We start from the raw sequence: 25,746 nt of genomic DNA on the forward strand, positions 1-25,746 counted from the left end.
GCCGGGGAGCTTCGGCAGACGACGGGCGAGCGGGGTCTGGCCGCCCTCGAAGCCGGCGCCCTTGCCGCCGCCAGCGCGGGACTTCTGGCCGTTCATGCCGCGACCAGCGGTCTTGCCGGTGCCCGAAGCCGGGCCGCGGCCCACGCGCTTGCGGTTCTTGGTGGAGCCCTCAGCGGGGCGCAGATCCTTGAGTTCCATGTTGTGCTTTCTCCTTTTCGCTTTCCGACCGGGACTTTCCTTTATCCCGACCGGTGCTGGCAGCTCGCCGCCAGCAAACTTCCTTGTATCATGGCAACGGCGCACCCGCCAATCGGGTGCGCCGGGAACCATCGAAATGGGTGCGAGGGGACTTAGATCTCCTCGACGGTGATGAGGTGCTTCACGGTGAAGATCATACCGCGAACGCTCTCGTTGTCCACCTGATCGACGGAGCTGCCGATGCCGTGGAGACCCAGGGCGCGCAGGGTGCGACCCTGGTTCGGCTTGCGGCCGATGGCGCTCTTCACCTGAGTCAGACGCAGGGTCTTCTTCGTCTCAGCCATTAGTTCTCCTTCCCACCGAACATCTCGGCCACGGAGATGCCGCGGCGGGCGGCAACCTCGGCGGGGCTCTCCATGTTCTTCAAGCCCTCGGCAGCGGCCTTCACGATGTTCATGGCGTTGTTGGTGCCGAGCGACTTGGTGATAACGTTCTGCACGCCCGCAAGCTCCATGATGGCGCGGACCGGGCCGCCGGCGAGCACGCCGGTACCGGCAACGGCCGGCTTGATGAGCACGCGGCCGGCGCCGTACTCGCCCATGATCTCATGGGGCACGGTGCCCTCGGCGGTCACGGGCACGGTGAACATGTTCTTCTTCGCGTCCTCCACGCCCTTCTTGATGGCGGTGGGCACTTCCTGGGACTTGCCCATGCCCACGCCCACACGACCGTTGCCGTCGCCCACGACCACGAGAGCGGACAGCTGCATGCGACGGCCGCCCTTCACGGTCTTGGCCACGCGGTTGATGAAGACGACGCGCTCCTGCAGCTCGGGAGTCGCGCTCTCCTGCTGCTGGCGGTTGTTGTTACGAGCCATAAGCTAAAACCCCTTCTAGAATTTCAAACCTGCTTCACGGGCAGCCTCGGCGAGAGCCTTCACGCGCCCATGATACAGGTGGCCGCCACGGTCGAACACAACTTCCGTCACGCCGTTTTCCTGAGCCAACTTGCCAACGATGGTGCCGAGCTCGGCCGCGCCCTCGACGGTCGCGCCGCTCTTGCCGGTGGCCTTGAAGGCCTCGCCGAGCGTGGACACGCCGCAGATGGTGGTGTGAGCCACGTCATCGATGACCTGCACGTACATGTTGTTGTTGCTGCGCGTCACGCACAGACGCGGACGAGCGGCAGTGCCGGAGATCTTACCGCGCACGCGACGATGGCGACGGGCAAGACGGGCCTGCTTCTCCTGTTGCTTATTCATAGGTTGATCCCTTCAATCAGCTACCGTAATGAGGCTTAGTCTTTGCCGGCCTTGCCAGCCTTGCGGCGGACATGCTCGCCCTCGTAGCGAATGCCCTTGCCCTTGTAGGGCTCCGGCTTGCGCCACTTGCGGATGTTCGCGGCAACCTGACCCACCTGCTCCTTGGAGGGACCCGAGACCACGATCTCGGTCTGCGAGGGAACCTCGAAGGTGATGTTCTCGGGGGCCTCCACCAGCACCGGGTGGGAGTAGCCGAGCTGCATCTCCAGATCCTTGCCCTTGAGTGCCGCGCGGTAGCCGACGCCGACGAGCTGCAGCTTCTTGGAGAAGCCGGCCGACACGCCCTCCACCATGTTGGCGAGCAGCGAGCGGGTAAGGCCGTGAGCGCTCTTGGACTCACGGGTGTCGTCGGGACGGGTCACGATAAGCTCATCGCCCTCGCGGGTGATGGTCATGGACGGCAGGAACGTGCGGGTCAGTTCGCCCTTGGGGCCCTTGACCGTCACCGTCTGGCCGTCGATGGTCACATCGACGCCGGCAGGAACGGGAATGGGCATCTTACCGATACGAGACATATGCTCTACCTTCCTTTCCTACCACAGATAGGCGATGACCTCGCCGCCGATGCCCTCTTTGCGGGCATCGCGGTCGGTCATAACGCCGCGGGACGTCGAGATGATGGCAGTGCCCAGACCGCCGAGCACGCGGGGCAGCTCGTCCTTGCCGGCGTAGATACGCAGGCCGGGCTTGGAGATGCGCTTGATGCCGCGGATGGTCTTGGCCTTCTTCGGGCCGTACTTGAGGGTGATCTCAAGCGTGGCGCGGGGCTCGCCGTCGATCACGTCGAAGCGCTGGATGTAGCCTTCCTGCTCCATGATGCGCACGATCTCGACGAGCTTCTTGCTCGACGGCATGGAAACCGTCGCCTTGCCGGCAGACTGGCCGTTGCGCACGCGCGTCAGCATGTCTGCGATGGGGTCGGTCATTGTCATGTTGTGTTTCTCCTTTGATCCGTGATGAACCGTGCGTTCGGTTCGTCGGCGCCCTTAGCGCCTCCGCCTGTAACGCCGGCACACCCAAAACGTGCCAGTACTTACCAGGAAGCCTTGGTCACGCCGGGCAGCTCGCCTTTGTTGGCCAATTCACGCACGCAAATGCGGCACAGGCCGAACTTGCGGTAGTAGGCGCGGGGACGTCCGCAACGGGTGCAGCGGTTATGCTGACGCGTCGAGAACTTCGGCTCGCGCTTGGCTTTGGCGATCATCGATTTCTTAGCCATGCATGTCCTTCTTTCTTATGCCTTTTAAATCCGCGTCCTTTGCGGACTTAAAACCTGAGGTTACGCGACGCAGGGCACAAGGCCCCGATCGGTTTACTTGCTCTTGAACGGGAAGCCGAGCGCCGAAAGCAGCGCGAAGGCACCCTCGTTCTCGCCGGCATTGGTGACAAAGGTGATGTCCATGCCGCGGGTGCGGTCGATCTTGTCGTACTCGATCTCGGGGAAGATCAGCTGCTCGGTGATGCCGAGCGTGTAGTTGCCGCGGCCGTCGAAGCTCTTCGGCGAGATGCCGCGGAAGTCGCGGACGCGGGGAAGAGCGGTGGCCAGCAGGCGATCGAGGAACTCCCACATGCGGTCGCCGCGCAGGGTCACCTTGCAGCCGATAGCCTGGCCCTCGCGCACATGGAAGCCGGCGATGGACTTCTTGGCGCGGGTCACGCAGGGCTGCTGGCCGGTGATGATGCGCATGTCGTTCATGGCGGCGTCGAGCAGCTTGGAGTCGCCGGCGGCGGCGCCAACGCCCATGTTCACCACGATCTTCTCGAGGCGGGGCACGCAGTTCACGTTCTTGATGCCGAGCTGCTCAACGAGCGCCGGCACGATCTCGGTCTGGTACTTGACCTTCAGACGAGGAGTCTCAGCCATCAGTCTTTGCCTTTCTTCGATGGATTAAACGCGGGATTTCCGACCCCGCGTCCCCGGGACCTTCCCGGGGCCATAGCGCGCACGCGCGCGATTGGATATTGTCCCACAGTTAGGGCCTCTATCCAAGAAGAAATCCGCTTCCTTCACAGGAAGCGGATTTCAACGGTGGCATTTACTCGGCGGCGGGAATGTCCTTGCCGCACTTCTTGCACACGCGGACGAGCTTGCCGTCATCGCGGCGACGGGCCACGCGGGTGGCCTCGCCGCAGCTGGGGCACACCAGCATCACGTTGGACACGTGGATGGGGGCCTCGATGGTGGTGATGCCGCCCTGGGGGTTCTGCTGGGTGGGGCGCATGGCCTTCTTCGCCAGGTTCACCTTCTCGACCACCACGCGGGACTTCTCGGGAACCGAGCGGAGCACCTTGCCGGTCTTGCCGCGGTCCTTGCCGCTGATGACCTTGACGGTGTCGCCCTTGCGGATCGTCATCTTGTTCTGAGCCATTCTGACACCTCCCCTACAGCGTTTCCGGTGCCAGAGACACGATCTTCATGTACTTCTTGTCGCGCAGCTCGCGGGCGACAGGCCCGAAGATACGGGTGCCGCGCGGAGAGCCGTCCTGGTTGATCAGCACGGCGGCGTTCTGATCGAAGCGGATGTAGGAGCCGTCGTTGCGGCGGACTTCCTTCTTCACGCGCACGATCACGCAGCGCACAACCTCGCCCTTCTTGACGTTGCCGTTGGGCATCGCTTCCTTGACGCTGCAGATGATCACGTCACCGAGGCCCGCGTAGCGGCGCTTCGAGCCGCCCAGGACCTTGATGCACTGCACCTTGCGAGCGCCGGAGTTGTCGGCCACGGCGAGCATGGATTGCATCTGAATCATGTGATGTTCCTACTTTCCTTATCAATAGCTCTCGTGCAAGCGCACCAAAACTATTTGGCCTTCTCGACGATCTTCAGCAAACGCCAGCGCTTCATCTTGGACAGCGGGCGCGTCTCCATGATCTGAACGGTGTCGCCGACGCCGGCCTCGTTGTTCTCGTCATGGGCATGGAACTTCTTGGTGGAGGTGATCATCTTCTTGTAGATGGGATGGGGCTTGCGCTCCTCCACGGCCACCACGATGGTCTTGTCATTGGCGTCGCTCACCACGATGCCCTGACGAACCTTACGCAAATTGCGCTCTTCAGTCATTGTTTGCACCTTCCTTGATCTACGCGCTCAGCTCGCGAGCCCGCATCTCAGTCATGATGCGCGCGATGTCCTTCTTAACCTGCTTCACGCGGGCGGTGTTGTCGAGCTGGCTCGTGGCCATCTGGAAGCGGAGGTTGAACAGCTCAGCCTTGGCCTCCTTCAACTTCACCTGCAGGTCCTCGGCAGAAAGTTCACGAATCTCTGCTGCTTTCATTATTGCTGCCCCTCCGTTTCACGAGTGACGATCTTGCACTTGATGGGCAGCTTGTTGATGGCCAGACGCAGAGCCTCGCGGGCGGTCTCATCGTCCACACCGGCGATCTCGAACATGATGCGGCCCGGCTTCACGACGGCGACCCAGCCCTCGGGGTTGCCCTTACCAGAACCCATGCGGGTCTCGGCGGGCTTGGAGGTGATCGGCTTGTCGGGGAAGATGGTGATCCACACCTTGCCGCCACGCTTCATGTGGCGGGTCATGGCGATACGAGCAGCCTCGATCTGACGGTTGGTAATCCAGTGGGCCTCCAGGGCCTGGATGCCGTACTCACCGTGGTTCAGGCGCGTGCCACCCTTGGCCTTGCCCTTCATGGAACCACGCTGCACCTTGCGGTGCTTGACGCGCTTAGGTACGAGCATTTACTTGTCACCCCTCTCGCGGCGATCGTTACGACGGGAACGGTTGGGGCGCGAAGAGCCCTCGAGCGCGGGCTGGGGAGCCTTCTGGCCCGGCAGCACCTCGCCGTGGTACACCCACACCTGCACGCCGATGGAGCCCATGGTGGTGGCGGCGGTGGCGAAGCCGTAGTCGATCTTCGCGCGGAGGGTGTGCAGCGGCACGCGACCCTCGCGGTACCACTCGCGGCGGCTCATCTCGGCGCCGCCCAGACGGCCGGAGCACTGGATGCGGATGCCCTTGGCGCCGGACTTCATGGCGGACTGCACGGCCTTGCGCATGGCGCGGCGGAAGGCCACGCGGCCCTCGAGCTGCTCGGCCACGGACTGGGCGATGAGCTCGGCGTCCAGCTCGGGGCGCTTCACCTCGATGACGTCGATGGACACAGGACCGTTGGCGACCTTCTCCAGGTCCTTGCGCAGAGCGTCGATCTCGGCGCCCTTCTTGCCGATGACCACGCCGGGACGGGCGGTGGTGATGGCGACCTTGATCTTGTCGCCGGCACGCTCGATCTCCACCTTGGAGACGGAGGCGCGGGCGAGACGCTTGTCGAGGAACTTGCGGATGGCAATGTCGTTCTCAAGCGTGGCGGCGTAGTCCTTGCCGGCGTACCAGCGGCTGCGCCAATCCTCGGTGATACCGAGGCGGAATCCGGTAGGGCTTACTTTCTGACCCATTACCTTATGCCTCCTCTCGGGGTGCGACGACGATGGTGATGTGGCACGTGCGCTTGTTGATGCGCGACGCGGAGCCCTTGGCGCGGGGACGAATGCGCTTCAGGGTGGGGCCCTCGTCGACGAACGCGGTCTTCACGACCAGGTTGTCGCCGCGAAGGTGGTTGTTGTGCTCGGCGTTGGCGACCGCGGAGTTCAGCGTCTTGGCGACGTTCTCGGCGGCGGCGCGCTCGCAGAAGGCCAGAATCTCGCGGGCCTGGGTCACGGACTTACCGCGAACCAGGTCGACCACGGCGCGGGCCTTGCGGGGAGCGATGCGGACGTAACGCGATACTGCTTTAGTTTCCATGTAACTTCTCACCTATGCCCTATCGCTTCTTCTTGTCGGCCGCGTGACCCTTGAAGGTACGGGTCGGCGAGAACTCGCCCAGCTTGTGGCCAACCATAGACTCGGTAATGTAGACCGGCACGTGCTTGCGGCCATCGTACACGGCGATGGTGTGACCCACCATTTCCGGGAAGATGGTGCTGGCGCGCGACCAGGTCTTGATGACGTTCTTCTCGCCAGCCGCATTCATTGCCTCGATACGGGCAAGCAGGCGCGGCTCTACGAAAGGACCCTTTTTCAAACTTCTGCTCACTTAAGACTCCTTCTATTCCGCTACTTCTTGCGACGACGGATGATGAGACGGCTCGAAGCCTTCTTCTTGTTGCGGGTGCGATGGCCCTTGGTCGGCACGCCCCACGGGGTGACCGGGTGACGACCGGCGGACTTGTTCTTGCCCTCGCCGCCGCCGTGCGGGTGGTCGACCGGGTTCATAACGGTACCGCGGACGGTCGGACGGACGCCCATCCAACGCTTGCGGCCGGCCTTGCCGATCTTGATGTTGGAGTGCTCGGCATTGCCCACCTCGCCGATGGTGGCGCGGCAGGTGATCAGCACGCGGCGCATCTCGGAAGAGGGCATGCGCAGGATGGCGTAGTTGCCCTCCTTGCCCATGAGCTGGATGGAAGTGCCGGCGGAACGGGCGATGGCAGCACCCTTGCCGGGCTGCAGCTCCACGTTGTGGATGAGCGTACCGACCGGGATGTTGGCCAAAGGCAGCGCGTTGCCGGGCTTGATGTCGGCATCGGGACCGGAAACCACGATGTCGCCCACCTTCAGGCCCTTCGGGTGGATGATGTAGCGCTTCTCGCCGTCAACGTAGTGCAGCAGAGCGATACGGGCGGAACGGTTGGGATCGTACTCGATCGTGGCGACCTTGGCGGGCACGCCGTCCTTGTTCCGCTTGAAGTCGATGATGCGGTAGCGCTGCTTGTTGCCGCCGCCCTGGTGACGGGTGGTGATGCGACCATAGCAGTTGCGACCGGCCTTCTTCGGCTTCGGGGCCAGCAGAGACTTCTCCGGCTTGGACGTGGTGATCTCCGCGAAGTCGGAGACCGTCTGGAAACGTCGGCCGGGGCTCGTCGGCTTGTACTGTTTGATTCCCACAGTAACAACCTTTCTTGACTTCGGACTCGTCGTTCCGGCTGGTAGGGCAACCGGGCCGCTTCGTCCCTTACCTTGGATCTTCCGCTCGCGCGCCTCTCCGCACACCGGAAGCTCCCTTACCTGGTGGCCAGGCGATTGCCGATCGGCTCCGATGGAGGCTCGAAGTCGCGACGCCGTCTAACCACGCGCCCGGGTGTATCCATCGCTGGCCACACAGACGCAAAGATGCATTATAGGCGTGGGGTATGGCGCATTCAAGAAGTTTTTCGCTCGGCGGCGCTCCCCCACATTTCTGCCACATACGGGGAGGATGGGGAGGGCGGGGAAGACGCCCGCGGGGCGCTCAAATGCCTGCGGAGCCGAAAGTCCTCCTGTCGGCCCCGGGCCTCAGCGGGCGCGGCGCAGCAGGAGGAGGGCCGCGGCGAGGACGGCGGCGGCCTGAACGAGGAAGGGTCCGGGGGCGGCGGGGCCCATCGCTGTGAAGGCGAGGCCGAAGATGGCGCCTGCTGAGGCGATGCCGAGGTCGATGGCGTTCTGCTGCAGCGCGAGCACCGTCGCGCAATAGGCCGCAGACACGCGGGAGGCGGCCTCCGCCTGAGCGCACACCATGGCGCCGGCATAACCGTAGCCGGCGGCGAGGCCCGATGCGGCGAAGGCGGCAGATGAATGGGCTGCCAGCGGAAACAAGGCAAGGCCCGCGGCCACGAGCAGCAGATGGGCCCCGAGGAGGCGGCGCGGGCCCAAGCGGTCGGCGAGCAGCCCCGCCACAGGATTGGCCGCAAGGCCCCCGAGGCCGACGAGCGAGAAGTACCAGCCGGCGCCGAGGGCAAGGCCCATGGCCGCGGCGGCGGTGCCGGCGAAGCTGAAGAGCAGCCCGTAGCCCACGGCGGCGATAAAGGTGCCGCCCACCACCACGGCGAGCACGACGGCGGAAACCGACTGGCGCAACGAGTCACCGGGCGACGGCGCGGCGCCCGACGCCGGGGCGGCGGACGGCCGGGCTGCCTCGCCAGATGCGGACGGCTCGGCGCCGAGCCTTCCCAAGGCCATCACGCAGAGGAGAGCGGCGGCCGCGCAAGCCGTGAGCAGCCCGAAGCAGGCGGCGAATCCCGCGACGTCCACGAGTTCGAAGGCCACAAGGGGACCCACGAGGAGCGATACGGAGGTTACGAGGCGGTAAAGGCCGAGCCACCAGCCCCGAGACTCGGGCGGGGCGGTGTTGGAGACCGTGGCCGTGGCCGACGACCAGAAGGCGGCAAGGCCGATGGCTTGGATGCAACGCACGGCCACCACCTGCCAAAAGGCCCCGGCAAAGGGGAACAGCGCGCCTCCTACGATGAAGGACGCCAGCCCCGCCGCCATGACGGGCTTGGTGCCCCACCGGTCGGCGAGAGGGCCGAAGGCGAAGCGGAGCACGACGGCGACGGCCAGGTAGACGCTGTTCTGCAGGCCGGCCTCGGCAAGGGAGCCGCCGAGGGAGGTCACGAACGTGGGCGTCAGCGTCATGAAGATGTTGTTGTAGCCGTAGGCGAGGAAGCCCGCCGCGAACAGCGGGGCCAGGGCACGGGCCGTAGCACGGCCGCCCACGGGTTTTCTACTCCTGCTCGCGCCGGGCGATCTGCGCCAGGCGGTCGGGATCGAGCACGCGGATGGCGTTGCGCTGCTTCTCCACGATACCCTGGGACTGCAGCCGCGAGATGACCGTCGTCACCGAGTTGCGGCTCACGCCGAGCATATCCGCGATGTCGTTGTTGCTGTAGGGCAGAAAGACAGCGGCATCCTCGGCGGAAGGCGCCCCCGCGCCGCTCCCCTTGCCCGCGCGGCCGCCCTGCTCGGCCATCAGCCGCGAGAGCAGCATCGGCACCCGTTGGGCCGTGGCGTAGAACGACTGGCTCAGCATCTCGTTGGTCTGCATGGAGAGCAGCCCGAACAGGTAGCGCACGCAGTACTCGGAGAACTCCGATCCGCCGCGCAGCAACTTGAAGAACGACTCCTTGGGAATGGCCAGGATGCGGCTGTCCTCCAAGCACTGGGCCGTGGACATCGTCAGATTGCTATCGCGCAGGATATGGAAGCCGAAGAACATGCCGGGGCCGTAGCGGTCGATGACCTTCTTGCGGCCGGCGGCGTCCACGCCGAACAGCTCCACCGAGCCGCTTTCCAGATAGTAGTGATTGCCGTCGGGCTCGCCGCTCCAGAACACCATGGCCCCGGCTGGAATGCGCCGGGAGGTGTAAGAAGCTCCTACCTCGTCGAGCATGCGCTCGAGCTCGGATCTGCTGATGACCTCTTCGAGAACCTCGTTCTTTCCCGTCCACGTCATGATTTCCCCTCCCCCTCGTGCCGCTCTCCCCGCAGCGGCAATGCCATTGTAGCAAAGACCTCTCCCGAGCAAAGAGGGGCGGCGGCCGAAACCGCCGCCCCTCGAAAGGGAGGGCCCTCTTACATGTAGTAGACCGAAGGCGTGGTCCCATGCTCCTCGAGGTAGGGCACGGCACCCTTGTCGGCGATGTACTTCGCCGCCTCGCTCTCGGGGTCGTTCAAGTCTCCCACGATGCGCGCCTCGGCCGGGCAGGCCTGCACGCACCAGGGCCTGTGGTCGTTGTCCAGCCGGTCGAAGCACATCGTGCACTTCGAGGACACGGCGGCCTCCTCGTCGATCTGCGGCACGCCGTAGGGACAGGACTGGGCGCAGGTGCCGCAGCCGATGCAGACCTCCTGATCCACCACGACCGCGCCGTTGTCCTCGCGCTTGGCCATGGCGCCCGTGGGGCAGTTCTCCACGCAGGCCGGCTCGGCGCAGTGGTTGCACAGCGTCGGGCGGAAGTTCATCTTCACCTGCGGGAAGGTGCCCGTGGGGCGGTACACGTCGCCGTCGAGGCCCTCCACATGCGCCCAGTAGATCTCGCCGGGAACGTCGTTGGACACCTTGCAGGCCACGGCACAGGTCTGGCAGCCCATGCAGCGGGTCGTATCGATCACCATTCCATATTGCTTAGCCATGTCGCACCTACGCCTTCTCTACTTCCACCAGCACGTCGTAGAATGCCGTGCAGGTCTGGGAAATGTGCTCTTCCGTGGGGTTCAACGTCAAGTGGGTGAGCGTCTGGTAGTTGCCCTCGATGGTGTAGTCGGGGGTCCAGCCGCTCTGGGTGGCCACCGTGCCGGGCACGATGCCCTCGGTGAGGAAGACCTTCATCTTGCAGGCACCGCGGTCGTTCACGATGCTCACCACATCGCCGTCGGCGATACCGCGCGCCTCGGCGTCCACCGGGTTCATCTCCAGCAAGGGCTCGTCCTGAATGCCCGCAAGCGCCGGGATGCCGATGTGCTGGGTGTGCACGTTCATACGGTCGTGGTACTGCAGGAACACGAGCGGGTACTTCTCGCCGAGCGGGCCCTTCGGGTCCTCCAGCATCGGCTTGTAGCAGGGCACCTGCTCGTCGAACTGAACCAAGTCGTCGTTGTAGAACGTGAACTTCGTGGAGGGGGTGGCGAACACGCCGTCGGCGAAGACGATCTGGGAGTCGTAGATGCCGTCGGGCCGGCCCCAGATGCCGTCGGCCACAGCCTGATCGAAGTCGAATCCCTCCCAGGCCGGGTGCTCCTCGTTCACGAAGCTGCGCACCCACTCCTCGTCGGTCTTCGCCCACAGGTCGCCCAGACCCACCTTCGCGGCCAGAAGCGACATGATCTCCACGTCGGACTTGCTCTCGCCGGCCGGCGTCACCGCGGGACTCTGGAAGAACACCCAGGGCGAGCGGTCGAGGAAGTCCCACTTCTCCCAGTAGTTGCACGCCGGCAGCACGTAGTCGGAGTAGCGCGCCGTCCAGGTCCAGTACGGGTCCACGGTCACGATAGTGGATATCTTCGGCAGCACCTCGTTGATGATCTTGTTGGAATCGGGGCTCATGTTGATGAAGTTCGAGTTCGCGAACCACATGAAGTCGATGGGGTTCGGGTCGCCGGTGATGATCTGCTCGTAGAGCGTGGAGCTCTTCACCATGTTCACCTCGTTGGCGCCGGTGTCGGCCCACTCGTCGTAGTTGAACGCAGGGATGGTGATGCCGGGGGTGGAGCGGATGGAGGCCGTGCCGCCCGCATGGGACGCGCCGCCGCCTTCCACGCCGATGTAGCCGGCCACCGCGGCCAGCGTGGCCACCGTGCGGAAGGGCGAATGCGAGTTGTACACGCGCTGCATGCCCTGGCCCATGCGGATGCCGGCGGGCTGGGCGTTGATGTACTCCATGGCGAAGGTCTCGATGACGTCGGGGTCAAGCCCGGTGATCTCAGAGGTGTACTCGAGCGTGTATTTCGACACCTCGTCCACCAAGTGGTCGAAGGAGGTGCGGCAGGTCTCGCCGTCCACCTCGAAGGTGCCGGAGAGCGCGGCGGTCACGCCCTCGGTGGTGTTGGGCACCGCCTTGCCGGCGGCCTCGTCCCATACCATCCAGGCAGCGTCCTCGCCCTCGCCGTCGCGCAGAAACGCGCCGTCGGATTCGCGCACGAGGAAGGGCGCCACGGAGTTCGCGACGAGCCAGTCCTTGGCGTGCAGGTCGTTGCTGATAATGACGTTCATCATGCCGAGGGCCAGCGCCGGATCGGTCTGGGCCTTAATGGGAATCCACTGGTCGGCGATGGCAGCCGTGGAACACAGGCGCGGGTCCACCACGACGATCTTGGCACCGTTCTCGCGGGCACGCACGAGATAGCGGAACTCGGAGGTATGGGTGTCGGCCACGTTGCGGCCCCAGAGCACCACCATCTTCGAGTTCAGGTAGTCGCGCGTGTCGTGGGCGCCGCGGCCCTGGCCGAAGCAGAGCGTCATGCCCATGGTGGCGCCGTGGTCGCCCATGATGCCCTCGATGTCGAAGGCGGTGCCGCCGTAGGTGCCGGCGAAGCGCGTGGGCGCCTCCCACGAGAGCTTTGACAGGTTGCCGGTGAACGAGTAGAAGCCGCAGGCCTTGGCGCCGTACTGCGCCTTTGTGGCCTCCATGCGCTCGGCGATCTCATCGATGGCCTGCTCCCAGGTAATCTGCTCGAACTCGCCGCTGCCGCGCTCGCCGGTGCGCTTCATGGGGTGCATCACGCGGACGTTCTCGTCGTGGGTGCGGGTGCCCAGGCCGATGGAGCGCAGGCAGCAGTTGGCGTAGTCGTCGCGGCCGGGCATCTGGCCCGGCGTGACGGTGTAGATCTTGTCGTCCTTCACGCGAGCCCGCAGATGGCAGCGCGAGGTGCAGTTCACCGAGCAGCAGGCGCTCTTGTAGGTGAAGCCCTCCTCGGGATCGGCCACCGGGCCCGTCTCGGCCAGCTCCTCCTTCTCGGCAGGCGCGCTCGGCGCACAGCCCACAGCCGTGGCGCCCACAGCCGACGTGATGGTCAGCCAGCCCGCGCCCTTCACAAAGGTGCGGCGGGTGAGCTTCCCGTCCTTCACGATCTCGGTGGGAGCGAATTGCTCTTTCTCTTCCATACTCCTCCTCTTTCTCTCGTAAGAGCGACGCCGCGCGCTGCGACGTCGGTTCGCTGGAAGGGTATGGGTGCCGGAAGCCCTTGCGGGGAGACGGCGCGGATGTTCCCGCCTCGTCCCCAATTCGCGGGTTCGCCTCCGTGCGAGCCCCTCCCCCTCAGCGAATGAGTCAAGTATAGGAAGGGGCTCCGGCGGCTTCTGCCCAATATTGTGCGCAAGGCTCCCCCACTTTTGACTGGACGTCGCGAAGCGGCGGGGCAGCCGGCCTAGCGGCCCTTGCGGATGCCGCCTTTGCGGCCGTTGGCCTTCGGGGGCTTGCCGGCCCGCTGGGCCTTCGGGGCGGGGCGGCCCTTCGCGGGTTTGAGAGCGCTAGCTTTGCCGGCGCCTTTGGCGGCCTTCGGGCCGCGGGTGCCCGAGCCGGCTTTGCCGCTCTTGGCCGGTGCACTGCCCTTCCCCGGCGCAGCGCCTTTTCCGACACCTTTGCCGCCGCGGGATCCTCCCTTCCCCTTGCGCGGAGCGTTTGCATCTTCGTCGCGCTTCTTGGGACGGATGGGACGGATGAGGCATTTCTCGTCCCAGCCGATGAGGTCTTGGCGGCCCGCTTTCACCAGAGCCTCACGCACCAGGTCGTAGTTCGCGGGATTGCGGTACTGGATGAGCGCGCGCTGCATGGCCTTCTCGCGGGCAGATTTCGGCACGTAGATGGGCTCCATGGTGCGCGGGTCGAGCCCCGTGTAGTACATGCACGTGGAGATGGTGGAGGGCGTGGGGTAGAAGTCCTGCACCTGCTCGGGATTGAAGCCCATGTCGCGCACGTACTCCGCCAGCTCGATGGCCTCGGCGAGCGTACTGCCCGGGTGCGAGCTCATGAGGTAGGGCACCACGAACTGGTCCTTCCCCGCCGCGCAGTTGGCTTCGTCGAAGGCCTCGCAGAAGGCATCGTAGACGGCCCGCGGCGGCTTGCCCATGGCGGAGAGCACGGCATCGGACACGTGCTCGGGGGCCACGCGCAGCTGACCGGACACGTGGTGGGCGGCAAGTTCGTGCAGGAATGTGCGCTCGGGGTCGGGATCGGCCATCACGTAGTCGAAGCGGATGCCCGAACGCACGAACACCTTCTTCACCCCGGGCAGGCGCCGCAGCTTGCGCAGAAGGCCCGTGTAGTCGCGGTGGTCGGCCTTCAGCGCCGGGCAGGGCTTCGTGCCCAGGCAGCGGCGGTCGGCGCAGGCGCCGCGGGTGCGCTGCTTGGCGCAGGCCGGCCCGCGGAAGTTCGCCGTGGGGCCGCCCACGTCGTGGATGTATCCCTTGAAGTCGGGCTCCTCGGTCATGGCGCGAGCCTCTTCCAGAAGCGACTCGTGGGAGCGGCCCGTGACAATGCGCCCCTGGTGGAAGGTGAGCGCGCAGAAGGCGCATTCGCCGAAGCAGCCGCGGCAGGAGGTGAGCGAGAACTTCACCTCGGCAAGGGCCGGCACGCCTCCGGCCGCGTCGTAGGAGGGATGCCACGTGCGCGCGTAGGGCAGCCGATAGACAGCATCCATCTCGTTTTGCGTGAGCGGGGCCGCCGGCGGGTTCTGCACCACGTACACGCCGTGGGGATAGGCCTCCACCAAGCGGCCGCCCGTGACCGGATCGCTCTCGCGGTACTGGGCGGCGAAGCTCTCCGCGAAGGCGCGCTTGCTGGCAGACACCTCCTCCCAGCTCGGCAGCATCTGGTAGTCCACCACATGCTCGAGCGAACGGGTGCGAAGCACCGTGCCGTCGATGAACGTGAGGTCTTCCACCGCAAGGCCGGCGGCAAGCGCGTCGGCGATCTCCACGATGGAGCGCTCCCCCATGCCGTAGGAGATAAGATCGGCCCCGGAATCCAGCAGGATGGAGCGCTTGAGGGAGTCGGACCAGTAGTCGTAGTGGGCGAGACGCCGCAGGCTCGCCTCGATGCCGCCCAGGATGATGGGCGTTTTCTTGAAGGTGCGCCGGATGAGGTTGGAATACACCACCGCCGCGTGGTTGGGGCGAGCACCGCCCTTGCCGCCGGGGGTGTAGGCGTCGTCGTGGCGGCGCTTCTTGTTCACCGTGTAGTGGTTCACCATGGAGTCCATATTGCCCGCTGACACGAGGAACCCGAGGCGCGGCTCGCTGAAGACGGCGATGCTTGCCGGGTCGTTCCAATCGGGCTGGGCGATGATACCCACCTTGTAGCCGTGTGATTCCAGCACGCGCGTGATGATGGCGCTCCCGAACGAGGGATGGTCCACGTAGGCATCGCCCGACACGTAGACGAAGTCGAGCTCGTCCCAGCCGCGCTCATCGGCCTCGGCGCGGGTGGTGGGCAGGAAGGCCGACGCGGGCACGGACGCGTGCGGCTGCGCTGCTCGCGAGCCGCTCTGGGCAGCCTTCGGGGCCTTCGGGGATTGCGGGCGTTTCGGTGCGGTTTTCTTCGACACAGCTACCTTCTTCATAGAAAGGGGCGGGGAAACTCCCCGCCCTGGCAGATCTTATGGCATAGGGCCGTCCGAGCGGCCGCGCTGGCTAGTTCTCGTCGGCCTTCGCTTCCTCGGCCGGCTTCTCGGCCGCAGGAGCCTCGGCGGCCTCGGCCGCGGAAGCCGGCGCCCCGGGGGTCTCAGCCACGGTGATCTTGGCGTTGGCGGCCACGAAGCGAGCGGCCTTCAGACGCTCGGCGGTCTCGCGCAGGGCGAAGCCGCGGCCCGATGCCTCCAGATCCTCGCGCATGGCCTTGGGGTTGCCCTGGGGGTTCATGCCGTAGCAAGCGTCTTCCAGGTCCTTGTCGGTCAGCGTCATGCGCTCGTGGCGGTACACCGCGTCCAGGCAGAAGCCCTGCACGAGCACCTCGCGGGTCTGCATCATGAGCATCATGCCGAACTGCTGCTCACCGCCGTTGCCCTCCACGAACTGCTCCCAGGTCATGCCGGCCTGCTGCAGTTCCATGCGCAGATTGTTCATGAGGTGGTCGCGGGTGGCCTCGTAGATCTCGTCGGCGATACGGCCCTCGAAGCGGCGCGTGAGGGCACCCACGGCCATCTGCTGCACGTAGCCCTCGTAGTTCTCGCGCTGCTGGGCCTCGAAGACGCGGCGCATGTCGGCCACGAGGGCCTCCTTGCTCGCGAACATGGGCATGTTGGCCTTCACCCACGCGTCGTCGATGATCGGCACGACTTCCTTCTGCACTTCCTTCACCGTCACGGTGCAGGAGATGGGCTTGTTCACCACTTCCCCGTTCTCGGTGCCGAGCGGGGCCTCGAAGGTGAACTCCTTGGTCTGGCCCGGCTCCATGCCGAGCAGCTCCTCGTCGAAGCCGGCGGGCATGTAGCCGCGGCCCATGATGTAGGTGCGATCCTCGCAAGTAAGGGCCTTGATCTCCTCGCCGTCGTCGAAGCACTTCATGGCGATGGAGCAGGCATCCCCCGCCGTGAGCGGCTTCGCGTCGGTGGCCACGTAGGTCACCGAGTTCTTCGCGATCTCCTCCAGCTGCTGGTTGATGGGGCTCTCGTCGAAGACGAAGGGAGCCACGGTGATTTCCACCGGCTCGTAGCTCGTGAGCTCGTAGGTGGGCTTCACGGTGACGTTCAGCGTGAACGAGAACTTCTTGCCGCGCTCGAACTTCACGCTCGGCGTGGCCTTCGGCGGGAAGGCCGGCACGAGGTTGCGGCGGTCGAGGGCGCGGGGCACGAGCACCTCGATGGCGTTCGTCTCGACGATCTTGTCCAAGTCGCTGATGCCCAGCTGCTCCTGGCAGAGCTGCTCGATGGACTTGCCCGGCATGGGGCGCACGCCCATGGACATGGCGAATGCCTCGCCGGCCTCCTTCAGGGCGTTGTTCACCTCGATGGCCGTCGCCTCGCATTCCAGCTTGATGACGCCGTCGGCCAGCTTCTTCTCGGTAACTCTCATGGGTTCGGTGCTCCTCCTTCACGGGCGGGGCCGCCTTGTGCGAGCCCTCAAAGGTTTGCCCGCTATGGTAGCACAGGCGTTCCCCACCCCGGCGCGCGCAGCGGGAAGCCCACAAATAAGCAGCGCGCGGGAGCCCTCGCGGAGAGGGCCCCGTGCCGAGGAAGGGCCGGGAAGGGCGCCAGGCCGACCTCGCCCGACGCACCCCCCCCGCAACTGCCCTACTCGTTGCTCTTCAGGCTCTCCACCATGTCGATGCGGGCGAGCTTCGGGCGCATGACGAGCATGACCACGACGGTGAACACCATCGTCAGCGCGAAGGCGATGGCGAAGCTCATCGCGTGGATGGTGCGGCCGAACATCACCTGATCCACCTCGGCGGTCACCACCACGAAGCCTTCCAGCACCACGCCGAGGGCAAGGCCCAGAAGCGCCCCCAGAATGGTGAGCAGCACGATCTCGCGGAAGATGTAGGCGTTCACCTCATGCGGCGTGAAGCCGAGCACCTTGAGCGTGGCGATCTCGCGGGCGCGCTCGGTGATGTTGATGTTCGTGAGGTTGTACAGCACGATGAAGGCGAGCGCCGCCGCGGCCACCACGAGCACCACCACGACCATGTCCACCGACTTCAGCATCTGGCGGTAGGAATCGATCACCTCGTCGTTGAAGGCCACCGTGTCTACCGCTCCGGTGGCCCGCAGCGCCTCGGAGAGGGCCGTGCGCTCGTCGGCATCGTCGGTTGCCTGGGCATACACCGTCAGGTTGTCCGGTTCCTCGCCGAAGGCGCGCTCGAAGGTGCCCGGCGTCATGAAGGCGTAGTCGCCCACGTAGTTCTCGATGATGCCGGCCACGGGTACCTGGTAGGTGGTGGCGGTGGCGTTGCCCAAGTCGTCCTGCTCGGCGAAGGTGATGGAGCCACCGGGGGTGATGCCCAGCTTCGATGCCAGCTTCTCGGTGATGACGGCGCCCGCGTCGTCGAGCGTCACCGCGTCGTGGCCCTCGCGGGTGCGGAAGTGCCACAGCTTCTCGAAGGCCGCAGCATCGGAGGGGGCCACGATGGTGGTCATGGCCTCGGAGCCGTCGGAGCCCTGGGCGATCATGGAGGTCTCGGTGGCGCGCACCGCCACGGGCAGCTGGGCCGTGTCGTCCAAGATGGCGTCGGCGGCCGCGCGGGCCTCGTCGTCGGCGTCGGCCTTCTCGGACACCACCACGTTGTAGTCCACCAGCTCGCCGTACTGCACGTCGATGATGTCGTTGATGGAGTTCTGCAGCCCGAGCCCCGTGAGCAGAAGCGCCGTGCAGCCGGCGATGCCCACGCAGGTCATGATAAGGCGGCGCTTGTAGCGGAAGATGTTGCGGAAGGTGACCTTCCACGAGAACGAGAGGTGCCGCCACAAGGGGCCCACGTGCTCCAGCAGGATGCGCTTGCCGGCTTTGGGCGCCGGCGGCTGCATGAGGGCCGCGGGCGTCTCGCGCAGGGTGGTCGCCGCTGCCGCCCAGGTGGCCAGAAGCGTGATGCCCACGCCGAGGGCCGCGGCCGCGCCGGCGATGGGCCAGTCGATGGGGGTGGCGCCCCGGGGCACGTAGTAGACGATGGAGTAGGCCTCCATGATGACCCAGGGCAGCACCTGGGAGAGCACCGCGATGCCGATGGCGGCGCCCAGCCCCGCGGCGAGCGCCGCGTAGATGAGGTACTTCGACGTGATGCGCGCCCGGGAGTAGCCGAGGGCCTTGTAGGTGCCGATGAGCATGCGCTCCTCGTCCACCATGCGCGTCATGGTGGTGAGCGCCACGAGCGCAGCCACGAGGAAGAAGATGAAGGGGAAGAACGACGCGATGGCGTCGATGCGCTCGGAGTCGTTCTCGAAGCTGACGAGTCCCACGTTCTTCGAGCGGTCCATGACAAGCCAGTCGGGCGGCTCGATGTCGTCGATTTTCGCCTGGGCGTCGGCCAGCTCGCGCTCGGCCTCGTCGAACTTCTCGTTGGCGCGGGCGGCCTCCTCGTCATAGGCGGCCACGCCCTGCTCGTACTCGGCACGGCCCGCTTCCAGGTCGGCCTTCGCCTGCTCGTAGGCGGCGCGACCCTCCTCCAAGCGCGCCTTGCCCTCCTCCACGTCTACCTTGCCCTGGTCGAGCTGCTTGCGCGCCGCGGCGATCTGCGCGTCCGCGGCAGCCCGCTGCTCGGCCATCTGGGCCTTGGCCTCCTCGAGGGCCGTCTCAGCCGCGGCCACGTCGGCGATGTTCTTCTCGATCTCGGCCTTCTGGGCCTCGAGGGCCGCGCGCTGCTCGTCCGGCAGCCCGGAGGCGGCCAGGGCGGCCTCCACCTCGTCGAGGGCCGAGCGCATGGCGGGCAGCGCCGCCTGGGCCTCGGCCAGGTTCTTCTCGTTGGCATCGATGGCCGCCTGAGCCTCGGCGAACTGGGCCTCGGCGTCGGCGGAGCGCTTCTCCAGGGATTCCGTTCCCTGGACGTAGGCCTTCTCGCCATCGGCGATCTTCTTCTCGTTGGCGGCCAGCGTGGACGCGGCCGCGTCCACCTCGCGCTGCCCCTCGTCCAGCTCGGTCTTCGCCGCATCCAGCTCCTCGCGGGCGCTCGCGAGCTTCTCCTGGGCATCGGCCTTCTCGGCCTCGAATTCGGCGCGGGCCTCGTCGAGGTCCTTCCGGGCTTCGGCCTTCAGGCCGTCCACCCGCGCCTCCTCGCGCGCCGGGGCAATCGCCTCGATGGCGGATACCACTTCGGCCACGCGATCGTCGTAGGCATCGCTGTCGGCCGGCAGCTCGGCGGCTCCTTCCACCGTCACGTAGGCTTCCACGAAGGGCATATCGGCAGCAAAGTCCTCGGGCAGCACGTACATGAATTGCTCGACCGTGCCCGAGCCGATGGTGGACGTGCCCATGGCCGTGGAGCTGACGTACAGCGGGGAATGGGCGAAGCCGACCACGGTGAACTCGGTACGGGCCAGAGTGTCCTCCACCTCCCCCACCGATGGGTCCACCGTCACCGTATCGCCGAGCGCCGTCGGGCCGCTCATGACGCGGTCGCTGAAAATGACGCACTCGCCGGGAGCGGTCGGCCACCGGCCCTCGGTCAACATGAGCCGGTTCAGGTAATCGGGATCGTCGGAGGCCACAGTGGCGGCATCTGTCTGCGCGCTCTGCGGGGCGCCGGGCGGCAGCGAATGCACGCGCACGACGTACTGCTCGTCGTTCAGCGTGGCCAGCACATCGGCCGAGTAGGCCCCTTCCACCGCGGCCACGCCCTCAACCTGGCGCAGAGCCTCGATGTCGTCGTCGGTGAGCCCGAGGGTGGACACCACGCGAATGTCCATGAGCGCCGTGCCGTCGTAGTAGGCGTCGGCCGCCAGCCTCATGTCGGGGGCGGTCATGCGCAGGCCGGCATAGAAGCCGCAGCCGAGCGCCACGATGGCGGCGATGGCGATGAAGCGCCCGAGCGAATGGCGGATGGAGCGCACGATGTCTTTGTTGAACGCTTTCATCGCGCCACCGCCCGGCGCGTCGCGCGGCAGGGCGCGGGCGCGCTTGCCGCTACCATTCCAGCACCTCGGCGGACTGGGGCGTCGGGTTTACCTCCACGGCGGCCACCGAGCCCTCGCGCACGTGGATGACGCGATTCGCAATGGCCGTGAACGCGCTGTTGTGCGTGACGACCACCACCGTGCGGCCCGTGGTGCGGCAGGTGTCCTGCAGAAGCTTCAGAATGGCCTTGCCCGTCTCGTAGTCGAGCGCGCCGGTGGGCTCGTCGCACAACAACAGCTTGGGATTCTTCGCCAGCGCACGGGCGATGGCCACGCGCTGCTGCTCACCGCCCGACAGCTGCCCGGGGAAGTTGCGCGCCCGGTCGGCGAGCCCGACGGCGGCCAGCACCTCGTCGGCCGGCAGCGGGTCGCGGCAGATCTGGCTCGCCAGTTCCACGTTCTCCCGCGCCGTGAGATTCTGCACCAGGTTGTAGAACTGGAACACGAAGCCGATGTCGTAGCGGCGGTAGCGGGTGAGCTGCTTCTTGTTGTAGGCGCTCACCTCATCGCCGTCGAGCATGATCGTGCCCGAGGTGGCCGTGTCCATACCGCCGAGCATGTTGAGGAGCGTGGTCTTGCCCGCGCCGGAGGGCCCCACGATCACCACGAACTCGCCCTGCTCGATCTGAAAGCTCATGTCGCGGACGGCGGCCACTTCCACCTCGCCCATCTGGTACACCTTGCTCACATCGCAAAACTCAACGAAAGCCATGACAACCTCGCCTCACTGCGCGCCGCGCGCTTTTCTGCGGCGGCAATCTTCTATCGCACCTTACGATACACGAGAAGGCCCGCGTCCGAAAGCGAGCGCGGGCAAATCAACAGAAGCGGCGCACGAGAGGGCAGCGCGGCCAAGGGCCGGAAGAGCGGTTGCCGAGGCAGCCGGGGCGGACGGAGCAGCCGGGGCGACCGGGGCGAAAAGCCGACCGCCCGGGAGAGACGCGGCGCCTACTCAGAGCGGCCGTCCTCGCGAATGAGGGCCGCCAGCTCGTCGGCGGAGTGCACGTTCGCCTTCGTGTAGATGGCGTGCACGTGCGAGCGCACCGTGGCCACCGACACCACGAGCGCCTCGCTGATCTCCTTCGGACGTCGACCCTCGGCCAGAAGGCGCAGCACCTGGGCCTCGCGCTCGGTGAGCCCGAAGTCGGCCGCCAGCGCATCGCAGCGCTCGGTGCGACGGCGCTCGAAGCGGCCCCGCGGGTCCTCGTGGGGCAGAAGGCCCCACACCGTCTTGGCGTAGCGCTCCGAGTTCATGTTGAACGTCACCAGGCACAGCAGCACGAACACCACCGTTCCCGCCACGCTGAACGCCGCCGTGTCGAGCACGACGACATCATGCACTGCCGAGCCGATGATGTTGCCGATGAGAAACCCAACCGATCGAATGAGGAAGGCGCGGCCGAACACCTGGAAGGGCGCCGCGTGAATCGCCCGGCACACGGCATAGCACGCCGTGGCCAGAAGCGCGTCAAAGTAGTAGAGCGCGCACGCCTGCATAACGAGGGCCGGCAGGAACTCCGTAGAGGCCGTCAGGGGTCCGAGCAGCGCCGCCACCGTCACTACGGGGAAGACGAAGCGGTAGAAGCACGTCCAAATGCGCGAGACGTCCTGCGCGCGGGCGGCGGGCATCGTGACGGCGAACAGCGCAAGCGCCAGGGCGCCGCCGATGAGAAACGAACTCACCCGGGCGACCACGCCGAGCGGGAGTGCCAGCGGCACCACGTGGAGAAAGCCGAACACCCCGCCGTACGCCCCCACAATAAGGAAGAGCCTTACGCAGAGGGGAACCGCCCGCCCCGATCGCCCTGGACGCCCGCGAGCCGGCAGGGCCGCCGCTGCGACGTCGTCTGCGGCGGCCACGCCCGAAGCGCGGCCAGGGGTCTCGCCGGCTGCCGGCCCTTCCGCATCATCGAGGGCGACGGCCTGCGATCGAATGGGCAGATACGACGTCTCGTCCCATGAGGCCGCAAGGCAAGACGAGGGAGCGAGGGCCTTCAGCGTGCAGAGCAGCGCGGCACCCACCAGCGCCAGATGCAGCAACTCGGACACGAAGAGGGGCGCATTGGTCTCCAGAATGCTGAACAGCCCCTGCACGATCAGGGTGGTGCCCCCGATAACCGCCACGGCCGAAAGCACGAACTGGCGGGAAGAAAGCACCGCCGCCACCTGGCTGGTCGCCACGAAGAACATGGCACCGGACGCCGCCCCCACGAACTGCACGACCACCACGGCAAAAACCGGACCCACGCCGCCCATAAGCCAATAGAAGGCGAGAACGTCCACGAACTGCACGGCGAAAAAGGCGATCCACGTCGGCACGTCGCGCACGCGACGGCCAAACCAGCCGGCATTGACCTGCGTGATGGCGTAGCCGAACACGAGGCCGAGCGAATGCGCATCGCAGGAATAGGCCCGCATATTCACTGCCCGGCCCCCGACCGTGGCGTAATCGAGCGACCAGCTCGCCGACTCGTGCAGCAGCATAGCCGATGACGCCAGCGCCACCAGCGCAGCCAGCGTCCAGCCCAAACCGTCGGGCATTTCACTCCAATTCCACGCCGCAGATGCCCCGGCGCCTCTCCTTACCTCGGCGCGACCCCCAACTCCCACGCGCACCCCTCTCCTTTCGCGTGCGTTTCTCCTATTTGTCCAATTGCATCATATCACCTGGCATTTCGTTGAAATCAACAAGAGTTGTTGAGATGGGCGGAAAAGCTCAACAACCCTTGCTGATTTCAAGGGCAACTCCCGAATCTAGAGTAGAGCGCAGCCCGGAAGACAACATCAGGTAACGATGAAGGCGGTTCCGGGCGAGAGTAGTTGGAGAAGAAAGGAAAGGAGAGGAAGATGGAGAAGAGGGAAACCGCGCGGTTCTCGAAGCTGGCCATGGGCCTGGCTGTCGTAGCCGCCGTGCTCGCCATCGCGCTCGCGCTGTGGGGGTGCGCCCCCCAGGCAACGCTGCCCAGCACCGGCAGCGAGGAGGGAGGTGCCACCGAGGAGGTCGCGTCGATGTACCCCGACTTCACCGAGAAGTCGGCGGGCAACTTCAACGACACCTTCACCACCACCGACATGCTGAACGCGGGCAACCGCGGCTGCATGTCATGCCATGAGGACCTGTGGGACGTCATGAACATGAAGGATGGCTACAACCACATCCTGACTCATGTGGGCTACGACAAGGCCATTACCTACCAGGACTGCGAGCCCTGCCATCGCGGCCACACGGCGCTTACCGGTCCGTACCTGGGCGACCTCATTCATGCGAGCCACTATGGCAGCACCACTTTCGTGGAGGCCAACGGCAACTGCTGGAGCTGCCACGCGATGAACTCCGCCGGAAACCAGGGCGACTACCAGATTGTCCTGTGGGACGACATCTACGATGACCCGGCCCTCGGCGGCTACCCCAACATCGACGGCAACGAGATGGAGCAGGACTGGGTCGACTCTCGTGGCTTCTTCGGCGGCTTCATGAACGGCATGACCCAGGACAGCGCGCCGACCGTCGACGTGAAGCTCGACCAGGCTGTGACCGATCACGACGACGTGTTCATCGTGAACAACTGGGGCCCCGAGGTGACCGAGAAGAACGGCGAGCCCTTCAGCTTCGAGGCCGTGTGCGACGAGAACAACACCGTGAGCCTGACCGGCGTGAAGAACCCCCGCTCGTTCACCAAGGCCGAGCTTGAGGCCATGCCCCAGACCGAGTTCACCATGGCGCTCGCCTGCGCCACCAATGGCCGCGGCGGCTCGCTCGTGTCGAACATCCCGATGTCCGGCGTGTCGGTGGCCTACCTCATCGAGCAGTGCGGCGGCCTGGCCGACGGCGTGAACGCCGTGAACGCCACCGGCGCCGACGGCTGGAAGGCCTTCCCGCCCATGAACCTCGAGGCGAGTACCTACACCGAGAACGCCTATATCGCCCTGAAGTACTACGGCGAGGATCTGACTGACGACGACGGCGCTCCCATGACGCTCGTAACGCTCGGCAACCCGGGTGCCCGCCAGGTGAAGCACATCCAGTCCATCGACTTCACCCAGGACGAGAGCTACTTCGAGGGCCCCATGATGGCCGAGTCCGACGAGCCCTCCCCGAGCTACCCCATCAACGGCATGTGGTTCCAGGAGGACGGCGTCACCGCGAAGGTGGGCGAGACCGTGACCCTGACCGGCGCCGTGTACAGCTGGAACCGCGTCGTAGGCGACCTGGCCAGCGTGAACTTCAGCTTCGACATGGGCAAGACCTGGACCGACGTGCAGATCGCCGACCAGATCACCGACTTCGACCCGTTCCAGTGGGTGACCTACTCCCTGGACTGGACCCCCACCGAGGCCGGCAAGTACCAGGTGAAGCTGCAGGCCACCGACGTTGACGGCACCCAGATGAAGAAGCCCGTCACCCTGTTCGTGAACGTTGAAGAGTAGAGAGGCCGGTGAGATCATGAAATCCCAGACCCTGAAGACCATCGGGGGCGCGCTTTCCGCCGTCGCCCTCATCTCCGGCGGAGCGACCGTGGCCGCAGCCGCCCCGGCGGACGCCGCCAACGTGCCCGAGAGCGGTATCGAGGCCGTATCCGAGGTCGGCACTGGCGATGTGGTGAAGACCCGCGCCGTCGAGGGAACCTTCTCCTTCGACCAGGGCGCCGTGACCTCCACCGGCAGCATCGCGGGCGTGTTCGCCAAGGCCGCTGCCGCCCTGTGCACCGCCATGCCCGCCTACGAGGCCGCGGCGGCGGCGCAGGCCATCGAGGTGAGCCGCGACGGCGCGGCCGCCTTCGAGGCCACCGTGGACACCATGGCAGAGTCCGAGGGCGCTGAGAGCTATACCATGGCCTGCGCCTGCTCGACGAACGCCCCCGGCGGCGGCGCCATCGCCAACGCCGAGGTGGAGGGCGTGAGCCTGGCCACCATCCTGAAGATGGCCGCTGCCTAGCCTCCATCGAGCCGCCTCCGGAAGAGCCGCCCGCTCCTCCCCTCCCCACAGGGCGGCGATTCCGAGCGCCAAGCCCCCGAGGATTCGCCCTCGGGGGCTTTTTTGCGTCCTCCGCTCAAGCGAACACCTCATTTGCGGCCACCTTTCCACCGAGAACGCCCCTTCCGAGCCAGTTCGGGCCATTTTCCCCATGTCCGCTCAACCCATGAGGCAATTTGTGGCCGCATGAGAGTCCGATTCGCCCCGAAAGGGAGTCTCTGGGCCCTTTTCCCAGTCTCTGCTCGAGCGAAGAGCCGCATTTTGCCCCCAGAAATGCCGCGCCCCCCTCCTTGCGAGCTGAGAGGCACATTCAGCGCATCCAGAACAGCCAGTGTAGCCAGTGTAGCCAGTGCAGCCAGCACCACCAGCGAGCCCAGATAAAGCAGGGAGGGCGAATGGAGGGAGAAGCGGAGGAAGAAAGGGTGGGTGGGAGACGGAAGGATGG

28 protein-coding genes are annotated in these 25,746 nt (G+C 65.9%); 2 read left to right on the plus strand and 26 right to left on the minus strand.

The window, feature by feature from the left end; genetic code table 11:
• The 26 genes from rplO to Q5064_RS09560 form a co-directional block, all read right to left on the minus strand.
• On the minus strand, nt 1-198 hold a 198-nt coding region (gene rplO / locus Q5064_RS09435), incomplete at its 3' end, for a 50S ribosomal protein L15 (protein ID WP_302964158.1).
• A 152-nt stretch (nt 199-350) separates the two neighbouring features.
• Complete coding sequence (gene rpmD, locus Q5064_RS09440) at nt 351-542, minus strand: 50S ribosomal protein L30 (RefSeq protein ID WP_016309205.1); 192 nt, start codon at nt 540-542, stop codon at nt 351-353.
• On the minus strand, nt 542-1,075 hold the full coding sequence (gene rpsE, locus Q5064_RS09445) for a 30S ribosomal protein S5 (RefSeq protein WP_302964163.1): 534 nt from the start codon (nt 1,073-1,075) through the stop codon (nt 542-544). Before rpsE ends, rpmD begins: the two co-directional genes overlap by 1 nt.
• A 15-nt stretch (nt 1,076-1,090) precedes the next feature.
• Complete coding sequence (gene rplR, locus Q5064_RS09450) at nt 1,091-1,459, minus strand: 50S ribosomal protein L18 (protein ID WP_302964165.1); 369 nt, start codon at nt 1,457-1,459, stop codon at nt 1,091-1,093.
• A gap of 35 nt (nt 1,460-1,494) precedes the next feature.
• On the minus strand, nt 1,495-2,034 hold the full coding sequence (gene rplF, locus Q5064_RS09455) for a 50S ribosomal protein L6 (RefSeq protein WP_016309208.1): 540 nt from the start codon (nt 2,032-2,034) through the stop codon (nt 1,495-1,497).
• A gap of 18 nt (nt 2,035-2,052) precedes the next feature.
• On the minus strand, nt 2,053-2,451 hold the full coding sequence (rpsH, locus tag Q5064_RS09460) for a 30S ribosomal protein S8 (RefSeq protein WP_016309209.1): 399 nt from the start codon (nt 2,449-2,451) through the stop codon (nt 2,053-2,055).
• A 101-nt stretch (nt 2,452-2,552) separates the two neighbouring features.
• Nucleotides 2,553-2,738, minus strand: a complete 186-nt coding sequence (locus Q5064_RS09465; protein WP_013980746.1) for a type Z 30S ribosomal protein S14 — start codon at nt 2,736-2,738, stop codon at nt 2,553-2,555.
• A 93-nt stretch (nt 2,739-2,831) separates the two neighbouring features.
• The gene (rplE, locus tag Q5064_RS09470; RefSeq protein ID WP_016309210.1) at nt 2,832-3,383 is read right to left on the minus strand and encodes a 50S ribosomal protein L5; all 552 of its coding nucleotides are present in this window, start codon (nt 3,381-3,383) and stop codon (nt 2,832-2,834) included.
• 172 nt (nt 3,384-3,555) lie between these two features.
• Nucleotides 3,556-3,873 carry a 50S ribosomal protein L24 gene (rplX, locus tag Q5064_RS09475; RefSeq protein WP_302964189.1) on the minus strand — a complete coding sequence of 106 codons (318 nt, stop codon included), beginning with the start codon at nt 3,871-3,873 and terminating at the stop codon, nt 3,556-3,558.
• A gap of 28 nt (nt 3,874-3,901) precedes the next feature.
• Nucleotides 3,902-4,270 carry a 50S ribosomal protein L14 gene (gene rplN / locus Q5064_RS09480; RefSeq protein WP_016309212.1) on the minus strand — a complete coding sequence of 123 codons (369 nt, stop codon included), beginning with the start codon at nt 4,268-4,270 and terminating at the stop codon, nt 3,902-3,904.
• A 50-nt stretch (nt 4,271-4,320) separates the two neighbouring features.
• Entirely contained in the window at nt 4,321-4,581 is a 261-nt protein-coding gene (gene rpsQ, locus Q5064_RS09485; RefSeq protein WP_028026212.1) for a 30S ribosomal protein S17, read from the minus strand.
• 19 nt (nt 4,582-4,600) lie between these two features.
• Complete coding sequence (gene rpmC / locus Q5064_RS09490) at nt 4,601-4,795, minus strand: 50S ribosomal protein L29 (protein WP_016309214.1); 195 nt, start codon at nt 4,793-4,795, stop codon at nt 4,601-4,603.
• The gene (rplP, locus tag Q5064_RS09495) at nt 4,795-5,217 is read right to left on the minus strand and encodes a 50S ribosomal protein L16 (RefSeq protein WP_016309215.1); all 423 of its coding nucleotides are present in this window, start codon (nt 5,215-5,217) and stop codon (nt 4,795-4,797) included. The genes rpmC and rplP overlap by 1 nt, the downstream gene beginning before the upstream one ends.
• Nucleotides 5,218-5,931, minus strand: coding sequence for a 30S ribosomal protein S3 (gene rpsC, locus Q5064_RS09500; RefSeq protein WP_302964171.1), 714 nt, complete (start codon nt 5,929-5,931; stop codon nt 5,218-5,220).
• A 4-nt stretch (nt 5,932-5,935) separates the two neighbouring features.
• Nucleotides 5,936-6,277, minus strand: coding sequence for a 50S ribosomal protein L22 (gene rplV / locus Q5064_RS09505; RefSeq protein WP_016309217.1), 342 nt, complete (start codon nt 6,275-6,277; stop codon nt 5,936-5,938).
• 19 nt (nt 6,278-6,296) lie between these two features.
• On the minus strand, nt 6,297-6,569 hold the full coding sequence (gene rpsS / locus Q5064_RS09510) for a 30S ribosomal protein S19 (protein ID WP_016309218.1): 273 nt from the start codon (nt 6,567-6,569) through the stop codon (nt 6,297-6,299).
• A 20-nt stretch (nt 6,570-6,589) separates the two neighbouring features.
• Nucleotides 6,590-7,420 carry a 50S ribosomal protein L2 gene (gene rplB / locus Q5064_RS09515; RefSeq protein ID WP_022926468.1) on the minus strand — a complete coding sequence of 277 codons (831 nt, stop codon included), beginning with the start codon at nt 7,418-7,420 and terminating at the stop codon, nt 6,590-6,592.
• 387 nt (nt 7,421-7,807) lie between these two features.
• Entirely contained in the window at nt 7,808-9,007 is a 1,200-nt protein-coding gene (locus tag Q5064_RS09520; RefSeq protein WP_302964173.1) for an MFS transporter, read from the minus strand.
• Between the two features lie 7 nt (nt 9,008-9,014).
• The gene (locus Q5064_RS09525) at nt 9,015-9,743 is read right to left on the minus strand and encodes a Crp/Fnr family transcriptional regulator (protein WP_302964174.1); all 729 of its coding nucleotides are present in this window, start codon (nt 9,741-9,743) and stop codon (nt 9,015-9,017) included.
• A 119-nt stretch (nt 9,744-9,862) separates the two neighbouring features.
• Entirely contained in the window at nt 9,863-10,423 is a 561-nt protein-coding gene (locus Q5064_RS09530) for a 4Fe-4S dicluster domain-containing protein (RefSeq protein ID WP_302964176.1), read from the minus strand.
• A 7-nt stretch (nt 10,424-10,430) separates the two neighbouring features.
• Nucleotides 10,431-12,890, minus strand: coding sequence for a molybdopterin-dependent oxidoreductase (locus Q5064_RS09535; RefSeq protein WP_302964178.1), 2,460 nt, complete (start codon nt 12,888-12,890; stop codon nt 10,431-10,433).
• Nucleotides 12,891-13,153: 263 nt separating this feature from the next.
• On the minus strand, nt 13,154-15,331 hold the full coding sequence (locus Q5064_RS09540) for a YgiQ family radical SAM protein (RefSeq protein ID WP_302964180.1): 2,178 nt from the start codon (nt 15,329-15,331) through the stop codon (nt 13,154-13,156).
• 85 nt (nt 15,332-15,416) lie between these two features.
• Nucleotides 15,417-16,796: a trigger factor gene (locus Q5064_RS09545; protein WP_302964181.1), complete on the minus strand. Its 1,380-nt coding sequence runs from the start codon at nt 16,794-16,796 to the stop codon at nt 15,417-15,419.
• Nucleotides 16,797-17,014: 218 nt separating this feature from the next.
• Complete coding sequence (locus Q5064_RS09550; RefSeq protein ID WP_302964182.1) at nt 17,015-20,287, minus strand: FtsX-like permease family protein; 3,273 nt, start codon at nt 20,285-20,287, stop codon at nt 17,015-17,017.
• A gap of 49 nt (nt 20,288-20,336) precedes the next feature.
• Nucleotides 20,337-21,038 (minus strand): ABC transporter ATP-binding protein, encoded by a 702-nt coding sequence (locus tag Q5064_RS09555; RefSeq protein WP_302964183.1) that lies wholly within the window; start codon nt 21,036-21,038, stop codon nt 20,337-20,339.
• Between the two features lie 236 nt (nt 21,039-21,274).
• The gene (locus tag Q5064_RS09560) at nt 21,275-22,936 is read right to left on the minus strand and encodes a response regulator transcription factor (protein ID WP_302964184.1); all 1,662 of its coding nucleotides are present in this window, start codon (nt 22,934-22,936) and stop codon (nt 21,275-21,277) included.
• 237 nt (nt 22,937-23,173) lie between these two features.
• Here Q5064_RS09560 and Q5064_RS09565 point away from each other — a divergent pair, with 237 nt between their 5' ends.
• Together Q5064_RS09565 and Q5064_RS09570 are read left to right on the plus strand one after the other, a co-directional pair.
• Nucleotides 23,174-24,754, plus strand: coding sequence for a molybdopterin-dependent oxidoreductase (locus Q5064_RS09565; RefSeq protein WP_302964187.1), 1,581 nt, complete (start codon nt 23,174-23,176; stop codon nt 24,752-24,754).
• Between the two features lie 16 nt (nt 24,755-24,770).
• Nucleotides 24,771-25,262, plus strand: a complete 492-nt coding sequence (locus tag Q5064_RS09570) for a hypothetical protein (RefSeq protein WP_302964188.1) — start codon at nt 24,771-24,773, stop codon at nt 25,260-25,262.
• Nucleotides 25,263-25,746 lie beyond the last annotated feature (484 nt).

The sequence above is a fragment of the uncultured Adlercreutzia sp. genome (genome assembly GCF_958431955.1).
Taxonomy (GTDB): domain Bacteria; phylum Actinomycetota; class Coriobacteriia; order Coriobacteriales; family Eggerthellaceae; genus Adlercreutzia.

Coding starts and splice junctions, on each gene's coding strand:
- rplR (WP_302964165.1), bottom strand. CDS start 1,459: ATGAATAAGCAACAGGAGAAGCAGGCCCGTCTTGCCCGTCGCCATCGT.
- Q5064_RS09535 (WP_302964178.1), bottom strand. CDS start 12,890: ATGGAAGAGAAAGAGCAATTCGCTCCCACCGAGATCGTGAAGGACGGG.
- rplF (WP_016309208.1), bottom strand. CDS start 2,034: ATGTCTCGTATCGGTAAGATGCCCATTCCCGTTCCTGCCGGCGTCGAT.
- rplV (WP_016309217.1), bottom strand. CDS start 6,277: ATGGAAACTAAAGCAGTATCGCGTTACGTCCGCATCGCTCCCCGCAAG.
- Q5064_RS09550 (WP_302964182.1), bottom strand. CDS start 20,287: ATGAAAGCGTTCAACAAAGACATCGTGCGCTCCATCCGCCATTCGCTC.
- Q5064_RS09530 (WP_302964176.1), bottom strand. CDS start 10,423: ATGGCTAAGCAATATGGAATGGTGATCGATACGACCCGCTGCATGGGC.
- rpsQ (WP_028026212.1), bottom strand. CDS start 4,581: ATGACTGAAGAGCGCAATTTGCGTAAGGTTCGTCAGGGCATCGTGGTG.
- rplE (WP_016309210.1), bottom strand. CDS start 3,383: ATGGCTGAGACTCCTCGTCTGAAGGTCAAGTACCAGACCGAGATCGTG.
- rpsH (WP_016309209.1), bottom strand. CDS start 2,451: ATGACAATGACCGACCCCATCGCAGACATGCTGACGCGCGTGCGCAAC.
- rpsE (WP_302964163.1), bottom strand. CDS start 1,075: ATGGCTCGTAACAACAACCGCCAGCAGCAGGAGAGCGCGACTCCCGAG.
- Q5064_RS09465 (WP_013980746.1), bottom strand. CDS start 2,738: ATGGCTAAGAAATCGATGATCGCCAAAGCCAAGCGCGAGCCGAAGTTC.
- rplN (WP_016309212.1), bottom strand. CDS start 4,270: ATGATTCAGATGCAATCCATGCTCGCCGTGGCCGACAACTCCGGCGCT.
- rpmC (WP_016309214.1), bottom strand. CDS start 4,795: ATGAAAGCAGCAGAGATTCGTGAACTTTCTGCCGAGGACCTGCAGGTG.
- Q5064_RS09555 (WP_302964183.1), bottom strand. CDS start 21,038: ATGGCTTTCGTTGAGTTTTGCGATGTGAGCAAGGTGTACCAGATGGGC.
- Q5064_RS09545 (WP_302964181.1), bottom strand. CDS start 16,796: ATGAGAGTTACCGAGAAGAAGCTGGCCGACGGCGTCATCAAGCTGGAA.
- rplX (WP_302964189.1), bottom strand. CDS start 3,873: ATGACGATCCGCAAGGGCGACACCGTCAAGGTCATCAGCGGCAAGGAC.
- rplP (WP_016309215.1), bottom strand. CDS start 5,217: ATGCTCGTACCTAAGCGCGTCAAGCACCGCAAGGTGCAGCGTGGTTCC.
- Q5064_RS09525 (WP_302964174.1), bottom strand. CDS start 9,743: ATGACGTGGACGGGAAAGAACGAGGTTCTCGAAGAGGTCATCAGCAGA.
- rpmD (WP_016309205.1), bottom strand. CDS start 542: ATGGCTGAGACGAAGAAGACCCTGCGTCTGACTCAGGTGAAGAGCGCC.
- Q5064_RS09565 (WP_302964187.1), top strand. CDS start 23,174: ATGGAGAAGAGGGAAACCGCGCGGTTCTCGAAGCTGGCCATGGGCCTG.
- Q5064_RS09570 (WP_302964188.1), top strand. CDS start 24,771: ATGAAATCCCAGACCCTGAAGACCATCGGGGGCGCGCTTTCCGCCGTC.
- rpsC (WP_302964171.1), bottom strand. CDS start 5,931: ATGGGTCAGAAAGTAAGCCCTACCGGATTCCGCCTCGGTATCACCGAG.